This is a genomic window from Bacillus sp. JJ1609 (assembly GCF_036967045.1).
Lineage (GTDB): Bacteria > Bacillota > Bacilli > Bacillales > Cytobacillaceae > Mesobacillus.
In genome coordinates this window covers 1580-18431 of sequence record NZ_JBALSS010000047.1, presented here as the reverse complement: position 1 = coordinate 18431, position 16852 = coordinate 1580, and the positions used below count along the sequence as shown (strand labels likewise).

Here is a 16852-nt window from a genome sequence, read left to right as displayed (position 1 = left end):
GACTGAGGGGGGAAATCTTGTGAATTTGGTTCTGATGGGGCTTCCGGGTGCCGGTAAGGGCACGCAAGCCGATAAAATTGTTGTGAAATACAACATCCCTCATATCTCAACAGGAGATATGTTCCGTGCAGCTATCAAAGAAGGAACGGAACTTGGATTAAAAGCAAAATCGTTTATGGACAAGGGAGAGCTAGTTCCTGATGAAGTAACGATTGGGATCGTCCGTGAGCGCTTAAGCAAGGATGACTGTGGCAAAGGTTTCCTTTTAGATGGATTCCCGCGCACTGTTGCCCAGGCTGAGGCACTGGACACTATGCTTGCTGATCTTGATAAAAAAATCGATTTTGTCATCAATATCGATGTAGATCAAAGTATTCTAATGGAGCGTTTAACAGGACGCAGGATTTGTAAAAACTGTGGGGCTACTTACCACCTCGTGTTCAATCCACCTTCTGAGGAAGGCGTATGCGACCGATGTGGCGGAGAACTTTATCAGCGTGCTGATGATAATGCCGAAACAGTTCAAAATCGCCTGGATGTCAACATCCAGCAAACAAAGCCTCTGTTAAACTTCTATGAAGATAAAGGTTACTTACGCAATATCAACGGTCAGCAGGATATTGATAAAGTTTTTGCTGATATCGAAGAATTGCTTGGGGGCTTAAATTAATGATCATTTGTAAAACCCCTCGTGAAATAGAAATTATGCGAGAAGCAGGTCGCATTGTAGCGTTGACTCACCAGGAGTTGAAGAAGCATGTTGCTCCTGGCATTACAACTAAAGAATTGGATGCCATTGCAGAAGATTTTATACGCAAACAAGGTGCTACTCCTTCTTTTAAAGGTTATAATGGTTTTCGCGGCAGCATCTGTGCATCTGTCAATAACGAACTAGTTCACGGGATTCCTGGCGGACGGGTTCTTAAAGAAGGCGACATCATCAGTATCGATATCGGTGCGAAGTACAACGGATACCACGGGGACTCTGCTTGGACTTATCCGGTAGGCAATATTGATGAGGAAGCTCAGCGTCTTTTAGACGTGACCGAAGAGTCTTTGTTCAGAGGCTTGAAAGAAGCCAAGCCAGGAGAACATCTTTCGAACATCTCCCATGCTATTCAAACGTATGTGGAATCTGAAGGTTTTTCTATTGTTCGCGAGTATGTCGGCCATGGAATTGGGCAAGAATTGCATGAGGACCCGCAAATTCCTCATTACGGCCCTCCTAACAAGGGTCCAAGGCTAAGGCCTGGAATGGTTCTATGTGTAGAACCGATGGTGAATGCAGGAAGCCGCTATGTTAAAACGTTAGCCGATGATTGGACTGTCGTAACGGTTGACGGTAAAGTGTGTGCTCACTTTGAGCATACAATCGCGATCACTGAAACTGGCTTCGAGATATTAACTAAAGCCTGATAGAAAGTGTCGGACACCTGATTCTGTTTTTAGTCTTAAAATAGGCCAAATTGTAATTTCTATGCGGACGGGATGCCAGCTTTATGGTATAATCATAAGGTTGAGTATTTTTCTCAGCAATTATCTCAAATGCATTGCTGTATAGGCCGTGTCAAAAATGGAAAGCTAAGCTTCGCCAATGCGGGGCATAAGATTTAAATACGTATTTGAATTAAGAAGGGAGACCAGTTTATGGCGAAAGATGATGTAATTGAAATCGAAGGCACAGTAACTGAAACTTTGCCTAATGCAATGTTTAAGGTAGAATTAGAGAATGGTCATACAGTGTTGGCTCATGTTTCCGGCAAAATCAGAATGCACTTCATTCGTATCTTGCCTGGAGATAAAGTAACAGTAGAGCTTTCTCCATATGATTTGACTCGCGGAAGAATTACCTACCGCTTTAAATAAACCGTGACTCCGTACTATCAAGGAGGTTAGAGTAATGAAAGTGAGACCATCTGTTAAGCCAATCTGCGAAAAGTGTAAAGTTATTCGCAGAAAAGGCAAAGTTATGGTGATCTGTGAAAACCCTAAACATAAACAAAAACAAGGTTAATAAAAAAGGAGGTGCGCATCTAGATGGCACGTATTGCTGGTGTAGATATTCCACGTGAAAAGCGTGTAGTTATTTCTTTAACATACATTTTCGGAATTGGCAGACCAACTGCTGAAAAAGTACTTGCTGAAGCTGGTGTTTCTGAAGACACTCGTGTTCGCGATCTTACTGAAGAAGAACTTACTAAGATTCGTGATCTTATCGATAAATTAAAGGTTGAAGGTGACCTTCGCCGTGAGGTTTCATTAAACATCAAACGTCTAATCGAAATCGGTTCATTCCGTGGCTTGCGTCATCGTCGTGGCTTGCCTGTTCGCGGACAAAACACGAAGAACAACGCACGTACTCGTAAAGGTCCTCGTAAGACTGTAGCTAACAAGAAAAAATAATCCGTAAAGGAGGGTAACATTTAAATGGCTCGTAAAACTAATACACGCAAACGCCGCGTCAAAAAGAATATCGAAAGTGGAGTTGCGCATATTCGTTCAACTTTTAACAATACTATCGTAACAATTACAGACGTACATGGTAATGCATTATCATGGTCTAGTGCTGGTTCGCTTGGTTTCAAGGGTTCACGTAAATCCACTCCATTCGCAGCACAAATGGCAGCAGAAACTGCAGCTAAAACTTCTATGGAACATGGTTTGAAAACTTTAGAGGTAACTGTTAAAGGACCAGGTGCTGGCCGTGAAGCAGCTATCCGTGCTTTACAAGCAGCAGGTCTTGAAGTTACAGCGATCAAAGATGTAACTCCAGTTCCACATAACGGCTGCCGCCCGCCAAAACGTCGCCGTGTTTAATTTTTCTGTATAGAATTTGTAGTCCTGTCTATAATGGGATATGATACAAATATTTTCTAGTATACAGAAATCATTAATCCAGTTGTTGTGCACAGACGGGAACGTATACATGGGGGACTTTCGGTGTGGTGAATAACCAGCCGGGGTTTCGACGTTTTGAAGGAGGGTATATTTGATGATCGAAATAGAAAAACCAAAAATCGAAACGGTTGAGATCAGCGATGATGCCAAGTACGGCAAGTTTGTCGTAGAACCGCTTGAGCGTGGATATGGTACAACTTTGGGTAACTCCTTACGTCGTATCCTATTATCCTCACTCCCAGGTGCAGCTGTTACATCGATTCAAATCGATGGAGTACTTCATGAGTTCTCAACAATTGAAGGCGTCGTAGAAGATGTTACATCAATCATTTTAAATGTTAAGAAATTAGCATTGAAAATCTACTCTGATGAAGAGAAGACACTCGAAATCGATTTACAGGGCGAAGGTCCAATTACTGCAGGAAGTATCACGCATGACAGTGATGTTGAAATCCTTAATCCGGATCTTCACATTGCGACTCTTTCTAGCAAAGGTTCATTGCGTATGCGTTTGACTGCAAGAAGAGGACGCGGTTATACACCTGCTGTTTCAAACAAGCGGGAAGATCAGCCGATCGGTGTTATTCCAATCGACTCAATCTACACACCGGTTTCACGTGTATCTTATCAAGTAGAAAACACTCGCGTTGGGCAAATGACGAATTATGACAAGCTGGTATTTGACGTATGGACAGATGGCAGCACAGGTCCTAAGGAAGCTATTGCACTCGGTGCTAAGATCCTGACTGAGCATTTGAATATTTTTGTCGGTTTGACTGATGAAGCTCAAAATGCTGAAATCATGGTTGAAAAAGAAGAAGATCAAAAAGAAAAAGTTCTTGAAATGACTATTGAAGAACTAGACCTTTCTGTTCGTTCATATAACTGCCTGAAGCGCGCTGGAATCAACACTGTCCAAGAGCTTGCTCACAAGACAGAAGAAGATATGATGAAGGTTCGTAACCTAGGCAGAAAATCACTAGAAGAAGTAAAAGCAAAACTAGAAGAGCTAGGCTTAGGCTTACGTAAAGATGACTAGTTAATTGCAGATTAACTAGGCATTTTGCTGTCAGACTGAAAATGCCAGCTTATGACTTCAACAAAGGAGGGAAACACTCATGGGATACAGAAAGTTAGGACGCACAAGTGCCCAGCGTAAAGCAATGCTACGTGACTTAACAACAGATTTGATTATCAATGAGCGTATTGAAACGACTGAAACACGTGCAAAAGAACTTCGTTCAGTTGTTGAAAAAATGATTACTCTTGGAAAGCGCGGAGACCTTCATGCTCGCCGTCAAGCATCTGCTTGGGTTCGCAAGGAAGTTGCAAACGCTGAAACAAACCAAGATGCAGTTCAAAAATTATTCGCTGACATCGCTCCACGCTATGCTGAGCGCCAAGGTGGATACACTCGTATTATGAAACTTGGACCTCGCCGCGGTGACGGTGCGCCAATGGTAATTATCGAGTTAGTTTAATATCTTTAAACACTCGGGCAAGGGCGATGGACAGTTTATACAAACTTGTTTCATCCCCTTTTTTTCTTACACTTCGAAAACTGAAAAAAGCAGCACAAGCCAAAACGAGCGTTATGATGAGCAGGCTTTAAAAGAGGGATTGCTCACTGTCCATTAGGCCAGGAACGCCAGGATGCAATTGACGTCCTGCTGCGAGGATCTGATGCCAGATTCACTCGCGGAGCTTTTCCTGCCTGTCTCGTCTAGCTCATGCACTTCTTCCCAGTCCTTTAAGGACCCAGCAATTCGCGGAACGTTTCCGCCCGGGAAGAGGTGCAGGCTTTTTTTATATTCTAAAACTTTTTATATCATAAAGAACGCAATAAATTAGAGAAGAGCTAGTTAAGAAGAGTTGAGAGGAGGACGGAGATGAAAAAGCTCCTTGTTAGCATCCAAGATGTATCTTTTAGCTATGATGGACAAAATGCGCCCGCCTTAAATAATGTCAGTTTTGATATTTTTGAAGGGGAATGGCTGGCCATCGTAGGACATAATGGTTCGGGTAAGTCGACCCTTGCCAAATTGTTAAATGGGCTGCAATTTCCACAGGAAGGTTCAATATCCGTATGCGGGATTACCCTTTCGGAGGACACTGTCTGGGATATACGGAAAAATGTCGGAATGGTTTTTCAAAATCCTGATAACCAGTTCGTTGGAACAACTGTTCAGGATGATGTGGCTTTTGGTCTGGAAAATCACGGCGTGCCAAGAGAATTAATGGTAGAGCGCGTTCAAAATTCACTTGAAAAAGTCAAAATGGGAACCTTTCTAAATCAAGAGCCGCACCATCTGTCCGGCGGCCAAAAACAGCGTGTAGCAATTGCAGGTGTACTTGCCCTGCAGCCTTCAATCATCATCCTTGATGAGGCTACCTCGATGCTGGATCCTCGAGGCCGTGCAGAGGTCATTGAAACAGTACGTGAATTAAAAAGCCGGGAAAATATTACGGTCATTTCGATTACACATGATCTTGAGGAAGCAGCCAAGGCTGACAGAATCCTCGTCATGAATAAAGGGAAGCTGTATCGTGAAGGAACACCCGAAGAAATTTTTCAGATGGATGAAGAATTAATCAAACTTGGCCTGGATATTCCGTTCCCCGTTAAAATGAGCAAATTAATGCGGGAAAAAGGAATTGGGCTATCAAAATCATATTTAACTGAAGAAGAGCTGGTGACGGAATTATGGACATCTCACTCAAAAATGTAGAATATCGTTACCAGGCTAATTCTCCTTTCGAACGTCTTGCCGTTTCTGACGTATCCATCGACATTCCTTCAGGAACGTATTTGGCGATCATCGGGCATACTGGGTCAGGGAAGTCAACGGTACTGCAGCATCTGAACGCTCTCCTTAAGCCGACAAAAGGTTCTGTTGTGATTGGCAGCAGGGAGATCAAGGCGAACCGTAAAGAAAAGAATTTAAAGGGTGTTCGTGAAAAGGTTGGAATTGTCTTTCAGTTTCCCGAACACCAGTTATTTGAAGAAACAGTGGAAAAGGATATTTGCTTTGGACCGATGAACTTTGGTGTTTCAGAGAACGAAGCCAAAGAACGTGCGAGGGCAGCCATTCAGCTGGTCGGTCTGTCTGAAGACATTCTTGAAAAATCCCCGTTCGACCTCTCTGGCGGCCAAATGCGCCGCGTTGCGATTGCTGGGGTATTGGCGATGGAACCAGAGGTTATCGTATTGGACGAGCCGACCGCAGGACTTGATCCTAGGGGCAGAAAAGAAATTATGGACTTATTTTATACACTTCATAAAAAGAAAAACCTATCTACGATCCTGGTAACACACAGCATGGAAGACGCTGCTCGTTATGCCGATAAAATTGTTGTCATGCATCAAGGGAAGGTGTTTACAAAAGGGACACCTGAAGAGATTTTCTCAAATCCGCAGGCACTGATTGATTTAGGTTTGGATGTTCCTGAGGTAGTCGGCCTGCAGTTAAGGATTGAAAAAGCCTTTCAGACTAAGTTCAGCCGGATTAGCCTTTCTGAGGATGAGCTAGCCGAGATGGTAGCGGGCTTTTTGGAAGGGGGCAGCCAGAAATGATGGAGAACATGATCTTTGGCCGATATGTGCCAGGAGAGTCAATTTTACATCGGATGGATCCCCGTTCGAAGCTGATCATTGTATTTCTTTTTGTCTGTGTTGTTTTCATTGCAAATAACGCATGGACATATGGCGTTTTAGCAATTTATACGCTTTTGATGGTAGGTATGTCAAAAATACCAGTGCGATTCCTTTACGGTGGGTTAAAACCCATTTTACTGCTAGTAGTCTTCACATTCCTGCTGCATGTTTTCATGACAAAGGGTGGAGAGCTCGTTTTAGATATAGGCTGGCTGAAAATCTATGAAGAAGGAATCAAACAAGGGATTTTTATTTCTTTGCGCTTTTTCCTGCTGATTCTTATCACCTCACTTTTAACACTGACAACGACACCGATCGAAATAACAGATGGCTTGGAAACTTTGCTTAATCCTTTGAAAAAGATGAAATTCCCTGTTCATGAGCTGGCTTTGATGATGTCCATTTCATTGCGATTCATTCCTACGCTCATGCAGGAAACAGATAAAATCATGAAGGCCCAGACGGCAAGGGGCGTTGAGTATAACAGCGGCCCGGTCAAAGAGAGAATCAAAGCAATCGTACCGTTATTGATCCCGCTATTCATCAGCTCATTCAAACGGGCTGAGGAGCTTGCTGTCGCTATGGAGGCAAGAGGCTATAAAGGCGGGGAAGGCCGGACAAAGTATCGCCAGCTTAAGTGGGGAACTGCTGATACGAGCATGATTCTATTTCTGGCGCTCGTCACGATTCTATTGATTGTATTAAGAGGGTAGGGTATTAAAATGCCGCGATTAAAATGTACAGTTTCATACGATGGCACGATGTTTTCCGGCTACCAGGTCCAGCCTGGCAAAAGGACGGTCCAGGGAGAAATTGAAAAGGCTCTTGAGAAGCTTAATAAGGGTAAAGGCATCAGAATAAGCGCATCGGGCCGTACAGACGCGGGAGTGCATGCGCGGGGGCAGGTTGTCCATTTTGATACCATGCTCGAAATTGAGCCTGCCAGGTGGCAGATTGCGCTTAATTCCTTGCTGCCTTCTGATATTGCCATTCATACTGTTGAATTGGCGGCGCCTGATTTCCATGCGCGCTTTAACGCTGTCAGCAAAGAATATCGATACTTTATGCTGCTATCAAAACATCGAGATCCGTTCCAAAGGAACTTTGCGTACCAGTTTCCTTTTAGCCTTGATTTTGAGGTGATGAGGGCAGCTAGCAAACATTTGCTCGGGACTCATGATTTTACTAGTTTTTGCTCTGCTAAAACAGAAGTTGAGGACAGGGTCCGGACATTGAAGGAAATCGATTTTTCCGAAGAGAACGGCCAGTTTATCTTCAGGTTTGTCGGGGATGGCTTTCTTTACAACATGGTAAGGATTCTCGTAGGTACGCTTCTGGAGATCGGCACAGGCAGGAGACCTGCAGATTCGATACCAGAGCTTCTCGAAAAAAAAGACCGCACACTGGCGGGCAAGACAGCACCTGGTCACGGACTGTATCTATGGAAGGTTTTCTATGAAGAAGATTCATTAGAAAATAGGAAATAAATTTGAAAAAATCATTATGACAACTAATCCTGGTGTTGACAATCTCTCTACCACAGGTTAATATATCATGTGTATGTATTTTAAACCCACGATCAGCCCCGGAAGAGCTTTCGTGTTTGAAAATATATTCAACAAATTTAAACTTGATTTTTTTTTGACTATTTAGGAGGGAAACTCATGCGTACAACGTTTATGGCAAATGCCAACAATATCGAGCGTAAATGGTACGTAGTTGACGCTGAAGGCAAGACTCTTGGTCGCCTTTCAACTGAAGTTGCAGCTATTCTACGTGGTAAACATAAACCAACTTTCACACCACATGTTGACACTGGTGACAATGTCATCATTATCAATGCTTCTAAGATTGAACTTACAGGTAAGAAACTTACTGACAAAATCTACTACCGCCACACGATGCACCCAGGTGGTTTGAAGCAAAGAACGGCTCTTGAAATGCGTACTAACTACGCTGAAAAAATGCTTGAGCTAGCAATCAAAGGTATGCTTCCAAAGAATTCTCTTGGACGCCAAATGTTTAGAAAGCTTCATGTATATGCTGGTAACGAGCATCCACATCAAGCACAACAACCTGAAGTTTACGAACTTCGCGGATAATTATTAAGGAGGTAATTAACTTGGCACAGGTTCAATATATCGGTACCGGTCGTCGTAAGAGCTCCGTTGCACGAGTTCGTTTAGTACCAGGCACTGGAAAAATTACAATCAACGATCGTGAAATCGAAGACTATATCCCATTCGCAGCATTACGTGAAGTAGTTAAGCAGCCACTTGTTGCTACTGAAACTGTAGGAAGCTACGATATCCTTGTAAACGTAAATGGCGGTGGATACACTGGTCAAGCTGGCGCAATCCGCCACGGTATCGCTCGTGCGTTACTTCAAGCTGACCCAGAATTCCGTCCAACACTTAAGCGTGCAGGACTATTAACTCGTGACGCTCGTATGAAAGAACGTAAGAAATACGGTCTTAAAGGCGCTCGTCGTGCACCTCAGTTCTCAAAGCGTTAATTTTTGGCGCTTCAAAGACTCTCAACCATTTCGGTTGGGGGTCTTTTTTATGTTTTTAGGCTCTGTTAAAGGTAAATGGTGTTTTTAGTATGTTGATTGGAGTGGAAATCAAAAGTTAAGGTTAACAGAGCTATGTTTTAAAAAACAGTTTGACCACATTCTGATTGACCATTATAAAAAAGGGACTTATGAACTTTTTTTAGATAGGGAATGCATATTGCAGGGACTCAGAGAATACTTCTATACGGAAAATATAGAAGGGGGAACGTGTCCAAATGGCTTATTATAATCCGTATTCTCAAAACAGCAGAAAACTGACGTATAAAAAAGACGAGCTAACTTATGAGCCTCGTGAAGCAGGTCACTCTCGGATAGGTGAGTCATTCTCTTTTGACATTGTTGACCATCAAGGTTTCGAAAAGAAATTGAACTTGGGAGGAATAGTAAATTCGGAAAGTAAGGTGTTTGCCTCGATATCAGAAATAGGAATGATTCAGGGGAAAATGAAGCCGTTCCAGGGAGCAGCTAGTATGGAGATTCATAACGTCGTTCCGCATGACAGCGGGATTGTAATTGTACGGGGCGCGATCGGTTGTGATACAAACCTTAATGCACGAATTTCTTTGGTCGTATTCGATTAAAAAATATCAGTTAAAAAATATCAGACGGAGGCAACCGCTGAAAAATGGTTGCCTCCGTCTTTTTTATTCAGTCTTCATATCCCTGCAATGATTCCATATGGCTTGCAATCATCGCTATGATTGTAGGAGCTTCTTCCTTTGTGAAGATAAAGTTTGTTTCATCTTTAATCAATTCGTCATCTTCTGTCCATAAGCGGTTTATGCGACGAAGGACTCCATCTCCTGTTTCCTGGACTACTCCAAACTGGTATGTCACTTCGACCTCATCTTCTTTATGGAACGCTGTAACCTCTGGAGTTTCCCACTCTACATCTATTTCTTCGAGAATATCGTCCTCATCTATTAATTCTGCCATGTACATTTCTTCTTCGTCATCCAGGTCAGCGATCTCGTCATCTGCATAGGTATCCACATATAACGTGTCATCATCATCTGCTGCATAAACGAGATCAACCCCATTTTCGTCGTCGTTTATGTAGTCGTGGAAACCTTTGTGAACTGAATCCACTATATCGTCTATATCCGAAAGAATGACTCTGGCCGGATGTTCCAGTTCATCATCAATCTTTTCAATATAAAATTCTTCATTGTGCGGGTCATAAAATAGGGTGTAGAAATAGTCTCTTTCACCGTCTTCGTAGTCGACAAAAAATTCTATACGTGGATGCTTAGAGCCTCTCTCCACAGTCATTTGGCCTTCCTGATCGTATTTTTCGCATATGGATTCAAGATGGTCCTGCAATTCTCCAACTACACGGTCAAACCATTCCATTGACATAGCAATCCGTCCTTTCATCGGTAATCTGGATTAGTTTACCCAATACATTAGAATTTCTTTTGTGACAGTGTAAGGTAATTGCAGGATTTGAATGTGTATTTCTAGTTGAACACTTTCATCGAGTTTTAAATATTGGAAGACAGAGAAAAGAGTCTCAATATAGCTCAATGCATTACTTCTTTGTTTAAGGTAATAAAAAAACCGCCTTTCACAGGCGGTCTAATCTCTTACATCCCAAGCATCTTTTCTGCTTCTTCCGGAAAATCAATGAAGGGGTTCCGGTTTCCTTGCAGCTCTTGAATGGCAGCGTTCCTGTGCTTTTCATATCGTGTGACAGGCTGAGCTTCGTGCCATTTTAGCAATAGTCTTGAATCCATTCGGTCCTTAAGTGAAATCACTCCTTTATACCTTAATGAAAAGTAAAACACAGCTCTTGCTACGACTCCTTTCCCGTATTCCGGCTCAAATTTCTGGTTCTCAGCCATTCCGCAGCCTGTTCGGATCACATTGGCTGTAAATTCAGGAGCGTATGACTCAAAATCATAAAATGGAAAATTGCTTCTCATCCTGTTGCACGATGGTTCGCATGCGAAGAGGTGGTGCAGGTCTCCTCTCATAGGCTCGTCCCCATCAAACCATGACTGGGGTACAACGTGCTCACAATTATAAATCAACCCCTCGGTACCGGAAAATCTGCCTTCCTGAAGCAGCTTGTATTGTCTTAAATCGTCTTCAATCATTTTCAGCGGATCCAGCTGCTGCCCGGAGTATAAGCTTTTCAGCTGGCCATCTTCCTGCAGATCCACCCACGGATATACGTATTGGTGAGGGGAGTATTTCAAAAGAACAGTGTGCGTCGCAGCTAAATGCATATGGAGCATCTCTTCTAAATGAATTGCTTCAAAATCGATAAGGCTGTAATACTCCTTACTTCTGCTAGTATCAAGGAAACAGTCATAGTAGGGTTTATTTTTTATGCTATCAAGGTGGTCCTCCTTTGATAAGACCCACTCCTCTTGAATGCTGATCATAATTCATTTAAAACCATTGTTTTGAAGTTTTGATCGAAGATGGTGGCCAAATGCTCTGGGACGGTCAGATAAACGAGTCCATTTCCTTCAAGCTTTGGGGAATTTCCGAGTGGAACAGTGCGCCTGATTAATTGCGCATACAGCTCCGGTTCAGTAAGCGGACGATCGAAATGTTTGTTGGCATAAGTTTTTATCAAGGCAAGAGCGCCTGAAACATGGGGAGCGGCCATGGAAGTTCCGCTTAATGTAGCATACTTTCCATTAAGATACGTGGAGAGGATGCCTTCTCCTGGGGCAACTAAATCAATTTCATTATTTGAGTTTGTAAAATCAGATGAACCTCTCTCAAGGTTGATCGCACCAACAGAAATGACCTCGTTATAGCAGCCGGGATAGGCAAATTCATTAGTGGAGTCATCACCATCGCCTTCATTTCCCGCGGCGCAGACGACAAGGATGTTATTTTCTACGGCAGCTTGAATTGCAGCATGCAGCTCAGGTACATCGCTCGGTCCGCCGAGTGACATGGAAATGATATCTGCCTTTTGCTCAATCGCATGATGGATGCCTTTAATGATCCATTCATATTTACCTGAACCAGCCTTGTTGAGTACTTTAACAATTAACAAGCTTGCTTCAGGGGCAGCACCAATGACGCCAGCTAAATTTTCTGACGCGGCTATCGTACCTGCAACATGAGTGCCATGACCATTATAATCTGAATACAGATCAGGATTGCTGCGGTCATCATCGGTAAAATTCCTCCCGCCGATAATGCGGTCCTTCAAATCAGGATGGGAAATCTCACAGCCAGTATCCAGAATAGCAACCGTAATGCCTTTTCCTTTTGTCTCATTCCAAATCTGCGGTGCCTGAATTAACTCGACACCCTTTGGAACTTCATTGATTTCTTCATTCTCTTCAATCACTTTGTATGGAATAACGCGAACATATTGCTCCATTTCTTTCCCTCCTTAGAGATAAAATTGAAGCGAGTTCTGGTTGTAATTAATATACTAACAATTCTGAATTTTATTTGACAGTAACTATAGTAGTGTTATTTGATAGAATTTATTTTACAAATAGAGTCGTTTCTGGGCTTTTTCTCCTAATTGTTAAAAGATTATTTTTAGACATTATTTTTTCAGTAAACGGCTGAGAAAACTGGAAAAGGAAACGTCAATTATTATTGCATTACACCTGCGGGAAGGTTGAACACTATTTCCTAAGGGGTGAGAATACTTTGAACGTCGTAACGACTTTTGTAGATAAACGAAGAGAAAAACAAATTAAATATGAACGATCAATGCTTCGTGAATTATCAATAAACATCCTGTCGAACAGGGTGAAACAATATTTTGGTTCATCAAGGCTGACTTCCAATCTTGTGATGAATTCAGGAATAGAAGAAGCGTGCTATGATGTTGCGATTGAAGCGTATCTGCTTGGTGCGAAATTCAGCCGGTTTGGTTATTTTGGCGAATCGATCGAATCAGTTAAGTACCGCTGTGATAAAGAGGAGCGCCACCTCATTGATACCCTGTATAACTTTTTCCTTTTCTGGGGGAAGGGTGAGGAAGGTACGGGATCGGAGGAGCTTTATTATTTATGCGAGCAGTATGTCGACGGCTGGTGGCGAGAGGGTTTTATGAAAGGTGAAAAGAAATATAAGCTAAGGCTGCATTAGAGAATATGACATAAGTTCTAAACTATTGACCTGTCCCATATAGTGTATTAACAGGGACTAGCTGGGAAGGATGGTTTAGAAATGCTGAAAAAATTTAAAATGATCTTATTTGCAGCCGGCCTGGCCGTGTTGTTCCTTATATTGCAGTATGATTTTGCTGAAAACGATTCATGGGAATCATGGAATCTTCCTTTATCCGGAAAAATCATATACCTTGATCCTGGCCATGGCGGCGTTGACCCTGGAGCGGGAGAAGAGGAAGCCTTTGAAAAAGATATCGCATTAAATGTGGCTCTCAAATTGCGGGATTACCTTCAACAGCAGGGAGCGCTCGTCATCATGACAAGGGAAACTGATGTTGACCTTGCCGATACAGGCCTAAAGGGATATAGCAAGAGAAAGGTCCAGGATTTAAAAAGGCGGCTTGATTTGATTAATGAATCAGAGGCAGACTTTTTTGCGACCATCCACTTGAATGCGATCCCTTCTCCGAGATGGAAGGGGGCCCAAACGTTTTACTCTACCCATTTTAAAGAAAACAAAAGGGCGGCAAAATTGATTCAGGATGAATTGCGCCGGAATCTGGAAAATACAGACCGTAAAGCGAAGCCAGCAAATGATATCTATTTGTTAAAACATACAAATAAACCTGGGGTGTTACTAGAGATTGGGTTCCTGTCCAATCCTGAGGAAGAAGCGAACCTCAGACAAGAGGCTTACCAGGAAAAGGTCGCAGCCTCGATCTATGAGGGAATGCTTCGCTATTTTACCGATGAACAAAAATTCTGGAACAACTAAAGAAGGGTCAGTGATCCTTCTTTTTTATGTGGGAAGGTTTTATCCTGAAAAAATCAGGTAACAATATTTCAGAAATGTGTGATAGGTTTAACACTTAGTAATTATTCTAATGTGTTATACTGTGAGTGAATTAAAATTTATAGAGGAGGGTGTCATTATGTTATCTGAAGCTAAGGTACGTGAACTTTTAAAAGACCTTAAGGAACCATTTTTACATAAAACACTCGGAGAAATAAATGCGATCGAAGAAATTAAGATCAAAGAAGAGAAGAATCATGTAAGCGTTAAAATTGGGATTGCTAAAACGGGTACAGCGGAACAGCTGCAACTCCAGACGCAAATCGTTAACCTTTTAAAAGAAGCAGGGGCAGAAACAGTTGGATTAAGATTCACTGAACTTCCTGCGGAGGTTCTTTCGAAATTCCAGACAGCGTCACCTGAGGAGGAAGGCTTGCTTTCACCAAATAGCAAAACGACGTTCATTGCCATCGCAAGTGGTAAAGGTGGAGTAGGTAAGTCGACTGTATCTGTAAACCTTGCCGTTTCACTTGCACGTCTTGGCAAAAAAGTTGGACTAGTTGACGCTGATATTTACGGATTCAGTGTTCCGGACATGATGGGCATCACGAAGCGTCCGGTTGTTAGAGGAGAAAGGATTATCCCAGTAGAAAGACATGGAGTAAAAGTAATCTCTATGGGATTCTTTGTTGAAGACAATGCACCGATTATCTGGCGTGGGCCAATGCTCGGAAAAATGCTGAACAGCTTCTTCAATGAGGTTGAATGGGGAGAGCTTGATTACCTGCTGCTTGATTTGCCACCAGGTACGGGGGATGTAGCATTAGATGTACATACTATGCTGCCAACTTGCAAAGAAATTATTGTTACAACACCGCATCCGACAGCAGCATTCGTTGCTGCCCGAGCAGGTGCTATGGCATTAAGAACTGAACATGAAATCCTTGGCGTTATTGAAAATATGTCTTACTTTGAAAGCAAGCTGACTGAGGAAAAAGAGTATGTCTTTGGCCAAGGCGGCGGGGATAAACTAGCTGATGAGCTAAATACTAAGCTTTTAGGAAGGCTGCCTTTAGGCCAGCCAACCTGGAACGAAGAGGATTTTGCTCCTTCAATCTACCAGGAGGATGATCAAATTGGCGCAATTTATACGAACATCGCCCAAGAAATCATCCATATGCTCGACAAGTAGTCTGTTTTCTTTCGCAAAAAGAAGCCTCTCCCGTTCAATTAGGGAGAGGCTTTTTAAATTTTGCTGCTTTAGTGAAATTCACTGAGAATTACTGTCCTCCAGAAGATCCACCGCCAGAATCGCTGGATCCTCCGCCGCCACCGCTATTACCGCCACCATCTCCGCCGCCTTCAGGTTTCTGAGTTGGGAGTTCCTCAGCTGCTTTTACAATCAGGGCCTGCAGTTTTGCCTTGAAAAGCGGGCTCTCAAAGGTTTCAGACATGACTTTTTGTAAGTGTTCACGATACTCTTTGCTCTTTAGAAGAGTAGTCAATTCTTTTTCCAGTTCCGGATCCTTCATAACCTCAATCATCATGCCTTTATATTCAGGATCCTTCATCAGGTCTTTCAACAGTTTTTCATTTTCTTTCTTCATGCTTTTTGCGACACTTTCGGCGAATTTCGGATCCTCAAAGGACTTCTTCCAAAAATCCATTCCTTTTTCAGATGTTAATGTCTTTTCGATTGTATCGGTTACGACCGGCTGGTCCATTATTAATTTTTGTTTCATGCCATCGTCGCCCATCACTTCCTGGATAGCTTTTTTGCCATCATCAGTTTTAAGGATGTCGACTACCATCTTCTTTGTTTCTTCGTAATCAACTTGTCCCCCGCCTGACTCTGTTGGAGCACAGCCGGCAGCTAAAAGTAAAAAGGTAGCGGGGAGTACAATTTTCATCATCTTCTTCATATTCATTCCCCTTTCACATAGACAGCCCTAATCTTAGAATGAGTTATAAGGCAAAATGTTATACACCAAGCGGGCACCTAGATTTTTCATACATGCATTGGTACAATTAAGTAGTGCAGTTTATTTTTTTTATGGGGGAAAAAATTTTGACAAGCCGTAATTGGGTTAACTTATTTCTTACCACCCTTGTTATAGGAGCTGTGACAACGGGCGTGGTTGGTTTTATTGTCCGCTGGAGTGAGTTCCAGCAGTTATTAAATGATTTTAGCATTATGGAGTTCCTTTCAATCTTATTATGGCTTATGGGTGTAGGACTTATATTTAGCATACTTAGCCAAATGGGGTTCTTTGCTTACTTGACGGTTCACCGCTTTGGACTTGGCATTTTTAGATCTCTTTGGAATGCGGTGCAGTTTATTTTGATTGCCTTTGTATTATTTGATCTTGTATATTTTCGTTTTAATTCATTTGCAGAAAAAGGGGAAAGCATCCTGCCATACTTGGGACTTGCAGGGATTGTTTTGATTGCAGGCCTTGTTACAGCTTTTCTAAAAGCAAAACAAACGAACAAAGATGCATTTATCCCAGCATTATTTTTCATGGTGGTTGTAACAGTGATAGAGTGGGTTCCGGTTTTGCGGGTTAACGAACATAGCTGGCTATACCTTATGCTTTTCCCGTTGTTAATTTGTAACGCATATCAGCTGCTGGTTCTTCACAAGTTAAATCAAAAATCGATTGAGGAGCGCAAAGCCCTTGATAGGAACATAAAAGCGAATAAAAAAGCACAAAAAAAACCGTCCAATGCTTAATTGGACGGTTCAGACTGTAGCCAAATTCGATGATATCGATCTTGTCTACAGTTTTTTATTTTGGTTGGAATGTAAAAGGGGTCTGTTGATTTCCGTT

General features: G+C 42.4%; 23 protein-coding genes. 19 read left to right on the top strand and 4 right to left on the bottom strand.

The annotated features are described in order from the left end of the window. Nucleotides 1–19: 19 nt before the first annotated feature. The 15 genes from V7654_RS23195 to V7654_RS23125 all read left to right on the top strand — a co-directional run bounded on the left by V7654_RS23195 (nt 20) and on the right by V7654_RS23125 (nt 9709). Nucleotides 20–670, top strand: a complete 651-nt coding sequence (locus V7654_RS23195) for an adenylate kinase (protein ID WP_335433242.1) — start codon at nt 20–22, stop codon at nt 668–670. Then, nucleotides 670–1416, top strand: coding sequence for a type I methionyl aminopeptidase (gene map / locus V7654_RS23190; RefSeq protein WP_335433240.1), 747 nt, complete (start codon nt 670–672; stop codon nt 1414–1416). The genes V7654_RS23195 and map overlap by 1 nt, the downstream gene beginning before the upstream one ends. 231 nt (nt 1417–1647) lie before the next feature. Beyond that, complete coding sequence (gene infA / locus V7654_RS23185; protein WP_075980338.1) at nt 1648–1866, top strand: translation initiation factor IF-1; 219 nt, start codon at nt 1648–1650, stop codon at nt 1864–1866. A gap of 34 nt (nt 1867–1900) precedes the next feature. Continuing rightward, complete coding sequence (gene rpmJ, locus V7654_RS23180) at nt 1901–2014, top strand: 50S ribosomal protein L36 (RefSeq protein WP_003156543.1); 114 nt, start codon at nt 1901–1903, stop codon at nt 2012–2014. Nucleotides 2015–2037: 23 nt separating this feature from the next. Then, nucleotides 2038–2403 (top strand): 30S ribosomal protein S13, encoded by a 366-nt coding sequence (gene rpsM, locus V7654_RS23175; RefSeq protein WP_335433239.1) that lies wholly within the window; start codon nt 2038–2040, stop codon nt 2401–2403. Between the two features lie 24 nt (nt 2404–2427). Further along, nucleotides 2428–2817: a 30S ribosomal protein S11 gene (gene rpsK, locus V7654_RS23170; protein WP_335433238.1), complete on the top strand. Its 390-nt coding sequence runs from the start codon at nt 2428–2430 to the stop codon at nt 2815–2817. Nucleotides 2818–2992: 175 nt separating this feature from the next. Beyond that, on the top strand, nt 2993–3937 hold the full coding sequence (locus V7654_RS23165) for a DNA-directed RNA polymerase subunit alpha (RefSeq protein WP_335433237.1): 945 nt from the start codon (nt 2993–2995) through the stop codon (nt 3935–3937). 79 nt (nt 3938–4016) lie between these two features. Further along, nucleotides 4017–4379 (top strand): 50S ribosomal protein L17, encoded by a 363-nt coding sequence (gene rplQ, locus V7654_RS23160; protein WP_335433236.1) that lies wholly within the window; start codon nt 4017–4019, stop codon nt 4377–4379. A gap of 408 nt (nt 4380–4787) precedes the next feature. Beyond that, nucleotides 4788–5627, top strand: coding sequence for an energy-coupling factor ABC transporter ATP-binding protein (locus V7654_RS23155; RefSeq protein WP_335433235.1), 840 nt, complete (start codon nt 4788–4790; stop codon nt 5625–5627). After that, nucleotides 5603–6472 (top strand): energy-coupling factor ABC transporter ATP-binding protein, encoded by an 870-nt coding sequence (locus V7654_RS23150; RefSeq protein ID WP_335433234.1) that lies wholly within the window; start codon nt 5603–5605, stop codon nt 6470–6472. Before V7654_RS23155 ends, V7654_RS23150 begins: the two co-directional genes overlap by 25 nt. Beyond that, nucleotides 6469–7266 carry an energy-coupling factor transporter transmembrane component T family protein gene (locus V7654_RS23145; protein ID WP_335433232.1) on the top strand — a complete coding sequence of 266 codons (798 nt, stop codon included), beginning with the start codon at nt 6469–6471 and terminating at the stop codon, nt 7264–7266. Before V7654_RS23150 ends, V7654_RS23145 begins: the two co-directional genes overlap by 4 nt. A 9-nt stretch (nt 7267–7275) precedes the next feature. Further along, a complete protein-coding gene (truA, locus tag V7654_RS23140) occupies nt 7276–8040 on the top strand; it encodes a tRNA pseudouridine(38-40) synthase TruA (protein ID WP_335433230.1) in 765 nt (254 codons plus the stop codon). A gap of 177 nt (nt 8041–8217) precedes the next feature. Then, nucleotides 8218–8655, top strand: a complete 438-nt coding sequence (gene rplM, locus V7654_RS23135) for a 50S ribosomal protein L13 (protein ID WP_207503059.1) — start codon at nt 8218–8220, stop codon at nt 8653–8655. Between the two features lie 20 nt (nt 8656–8675). Beyond that, the gene (rpsI, locus tag V7654_RS23130) at nt 8676–9068 is read left to right on the top strand and encodes a 30S ribosomal protein S9 (RefSeq protein WP_207503058.1); all 393 of its coding nucleotides are present in this window, start codon (nt 8676–8678) and stop codon (nt 9066–9068) included. A gap of 275 nt (nt 9069–9343) precedes the next feature. Continuing rightward, nucleotides 9344–9709 (top strand): hypothetical protein, encoded by a 366-nt coding sequence (locus V7654_RS23125; RefSeq protein ID WP_335433229.1) that lies wholly within the window; start codon nt 9344–9346, stop codon nt 9707–9709. Nucleotides 9710–9776: 67 nt separating this feature from the next. On the opposite strand, the gene V7654_RS23120 is transcribed toward V7654_RS23125, so the two are convergent. The 3 genes from V7654_RS23120 to V7654_RS23110 form a co-directional block, all read right to left on the bottom strand. Beyond that, entirely contained in the window at nt 9777–10487 is a 711-nt protein-coding gene (locus V7654_RS23120) for a hypothetical protein (protein WP_335433228.1), read from the bottom strand. 227 nt (nt 10488–10714) lie between these two features. Next, complete coding sequence (locus V7654_RS23115) at nt 10715–11518, bottom strand: endonuclease I family protein (RefSeq protein ID WP_335433227.1); 804 nt, start codon at nt 11516–11518, stop codon at nt 10715–10717. Then, nucleotides 11515–12480, bottom strand: coding sequence for a S8 family peptidase (locus V7654_RS23110; RefSeq protein WP_335433226.1), 966 nt, complete (start codon nt 12478–12480; stop codon nt 11515–11517). Before V7654_RS23110 ends, V7654_RS23115 begins: the two co-directional genes overlap by 4 nt. 281 nt (nt 12481–12761) lie before the next feature. On the opposite strand from V7654_RS23110, the gene V7654_RS23105 reads away from it, so the two are divergent. From V7654_RS23105 to V7654_RS23095, 3 genes are all read left to right on the top strand, one after another. Then, on the top strand, nt 12762–13205 hold the full coding sequence (locus V7654_RS23105) for a YbaK family protein (protein ID WP_335433224.1): 444 nt from the start codon (nt 12762–12764) through the stop codon (nt 13203–13205). A gap of 81 nt (nt 13206–13286) precedes the next feature. Further along, nucleotides 13287–14003, top strand: coding sequence for an N-acetylmuramoyl-L-alanine amidase CwlD (cwlD, locus tag V7654_RS23100; protein ID WP_335433223.1), 717 nt, complete (start codon nt 13287–13289; stop codon nt 14001–14003). A 157-nt stretch (nt 14004–14160) separates the two neighbouring features. After that, the gene (locus tag V7654_RS23095) at nt 14161–15213 is read left to right on the top strand and encodes a P-loop NTPase (RefSeq protein WP_335433222.1); all 1053 of its coding nucleotides are present in this window, start codon (nt 14161–14163) and stop codon (nt 15211–15213) included. An 88-nt stretch (nt 15214–15301) separates the two neighbouring features. Here V7654_RS23095 and gerD read toward each other — a convergent pair whose 3' ends face one another. Next, nucleotides 15302–15943, bottom strand: coding sequence for a spore germination lipoprotein GerD (gene gerD / locus V7654_RS23090; protein WP_335433221.1), 642 nt, complete (start codon nt 15941–15943; stop codon nt 15302–15304). Nucleotides 15944–16089: 146 nt separating this feature from the next. Here gerD and V7654_RS23085 point away from each other — a divergent pair, with 146 nt between their 5' ends. Beyond that, nucleotides 16090–16755 (top strand): KinB-signaling pathway activation protein, encoded by a 666-nt coding sequence (locus V7654_RS23085; RefSeq protein WP_335433219.1) that lies wholly within the window; start codon nt 16090–16092, stop codon nt 16753–16755. Nucleotides 16756–16852 lie beyond the last annotated feature (97 nt).

Coding starts and splice junctions, on each gene's coding strand:
- rplM (WP_207503059.1), top strand. CDS start 8,218: ATGCGTACAACGTTTATGGCAAATGCCAACAATATCGAGCGTAAATGG.
- infA (WP_075980338.1), top strand. CDS start 1,648: ATGGCGAAAGATGATGTAATTGAAATCGAAGGCACAGTAACTGAAACT.
- V7654_RS23150 (WP_335433234.1), top strand. CDS start 5,603: ATGGACATCTCACTCAAAAATGTAGAATATCGTTACCAGGCTAATTCT.
- cwlD (WP_335433223.1), top strand. CDS start 13,287: ATGCTGAAAAAATTTAAAATGATCTTATTTGCAGCCGGCCTGGCCGTG.
- map (WP_335433240.1), top strand. CDS start 670: ATGATCATTTGTAAAACCCCTCGTGAAATAGAAATTATGCGAGAAGCA.
- V7654_RS23115 (WP_335433227.1), bottom strand. CDS start 11,518: ATGATCAGCATTCAAGAGGAGTGGGTCTTATCAAAGGAGGACCACCTT.
- truA (WP_335433230.1), top strand. CDS start 7,276: ATGCCGCGATTAAAATGTACAGTTTCATACGATGGCACGATGTTTTCC.
- rplQ (WP_335433236.1), top strand. CDS start 4,017: ATGGGATACAGAAAGTTAGGACGCACAAGTGCCCAGCGTAAAGCAATG.
- V7654_RS23165 (WP_335433237.1), top strand. CDS start 2,993: ATGATCGAAATAGAAAAACCAAAAATCGAAACGGTTGAGATCAGCGAT.
- V7654_RS23155 (WP_335433235.1), top strand. CDS start 4,788: ATGAAAAAGCTCCTTGTTAGCATCCAAGATGTATCTTTTAGCTATGAT.
- V7654_RS23110 (WP_335433226.1), bottom strand. CDS start 12,480: ATGGAGCAATATGTTCGCGTTATTCCATACAAAGTGATTGAAGAGAAT.
- V7654_RS23145 (WP_335433232.1), top strand. CDS start 6,469: ATGATGGAGAACATGATCTTTGGCCGATATGTGCCAGGAGAGTCAATT.
- rpsK (WP_335433238.1), top strand. CDS start 2,428: ATGGCTCGTAAAACTAATACACGCAAACGCCGCGTCAAAAAGAATATC.
- rpmJ (WP_003156543.1), top strand. CDS start 1,901: ATGAAAGTGAGACCATCTGTTAAGCCAATCTGCGAAAAGTGTAAAGTT.
- rpsM (WP_335433239.1), top strand. CDS start 2,038: ATGGCACGTATTGCTGGTGTAGATATTCCACGTGAAAAGCGTGTAGTT.
- V7654_RS23120 (WP_335433228.1), bottom strand. CDS start 10,487: ATGTCAATGGAATGGTTTGACCGTGTAGTTGGAGAATTGCAGGACCAT.
- gerD (WP_335433221.1), bottom strand. CDS start 15,943: ATGAAGAAGATGATGAAAATTGTACTCCCCGCTACCTTTTTACTTTTA.
- V7654_RS23125 (WP_335433229.1), top strand. CDS start 9,344: ATGGCTTATTATAATCCGTATTCTCAAAACAGCAGAAAACTGACGTAT.
- V7654_RS23095 (WP_335433222.1), top strand. CDS start 14,161: ATGTTATCTGAAGCTAAGGTACGTGAACTTTTAAAAGACCTTAAGGAA.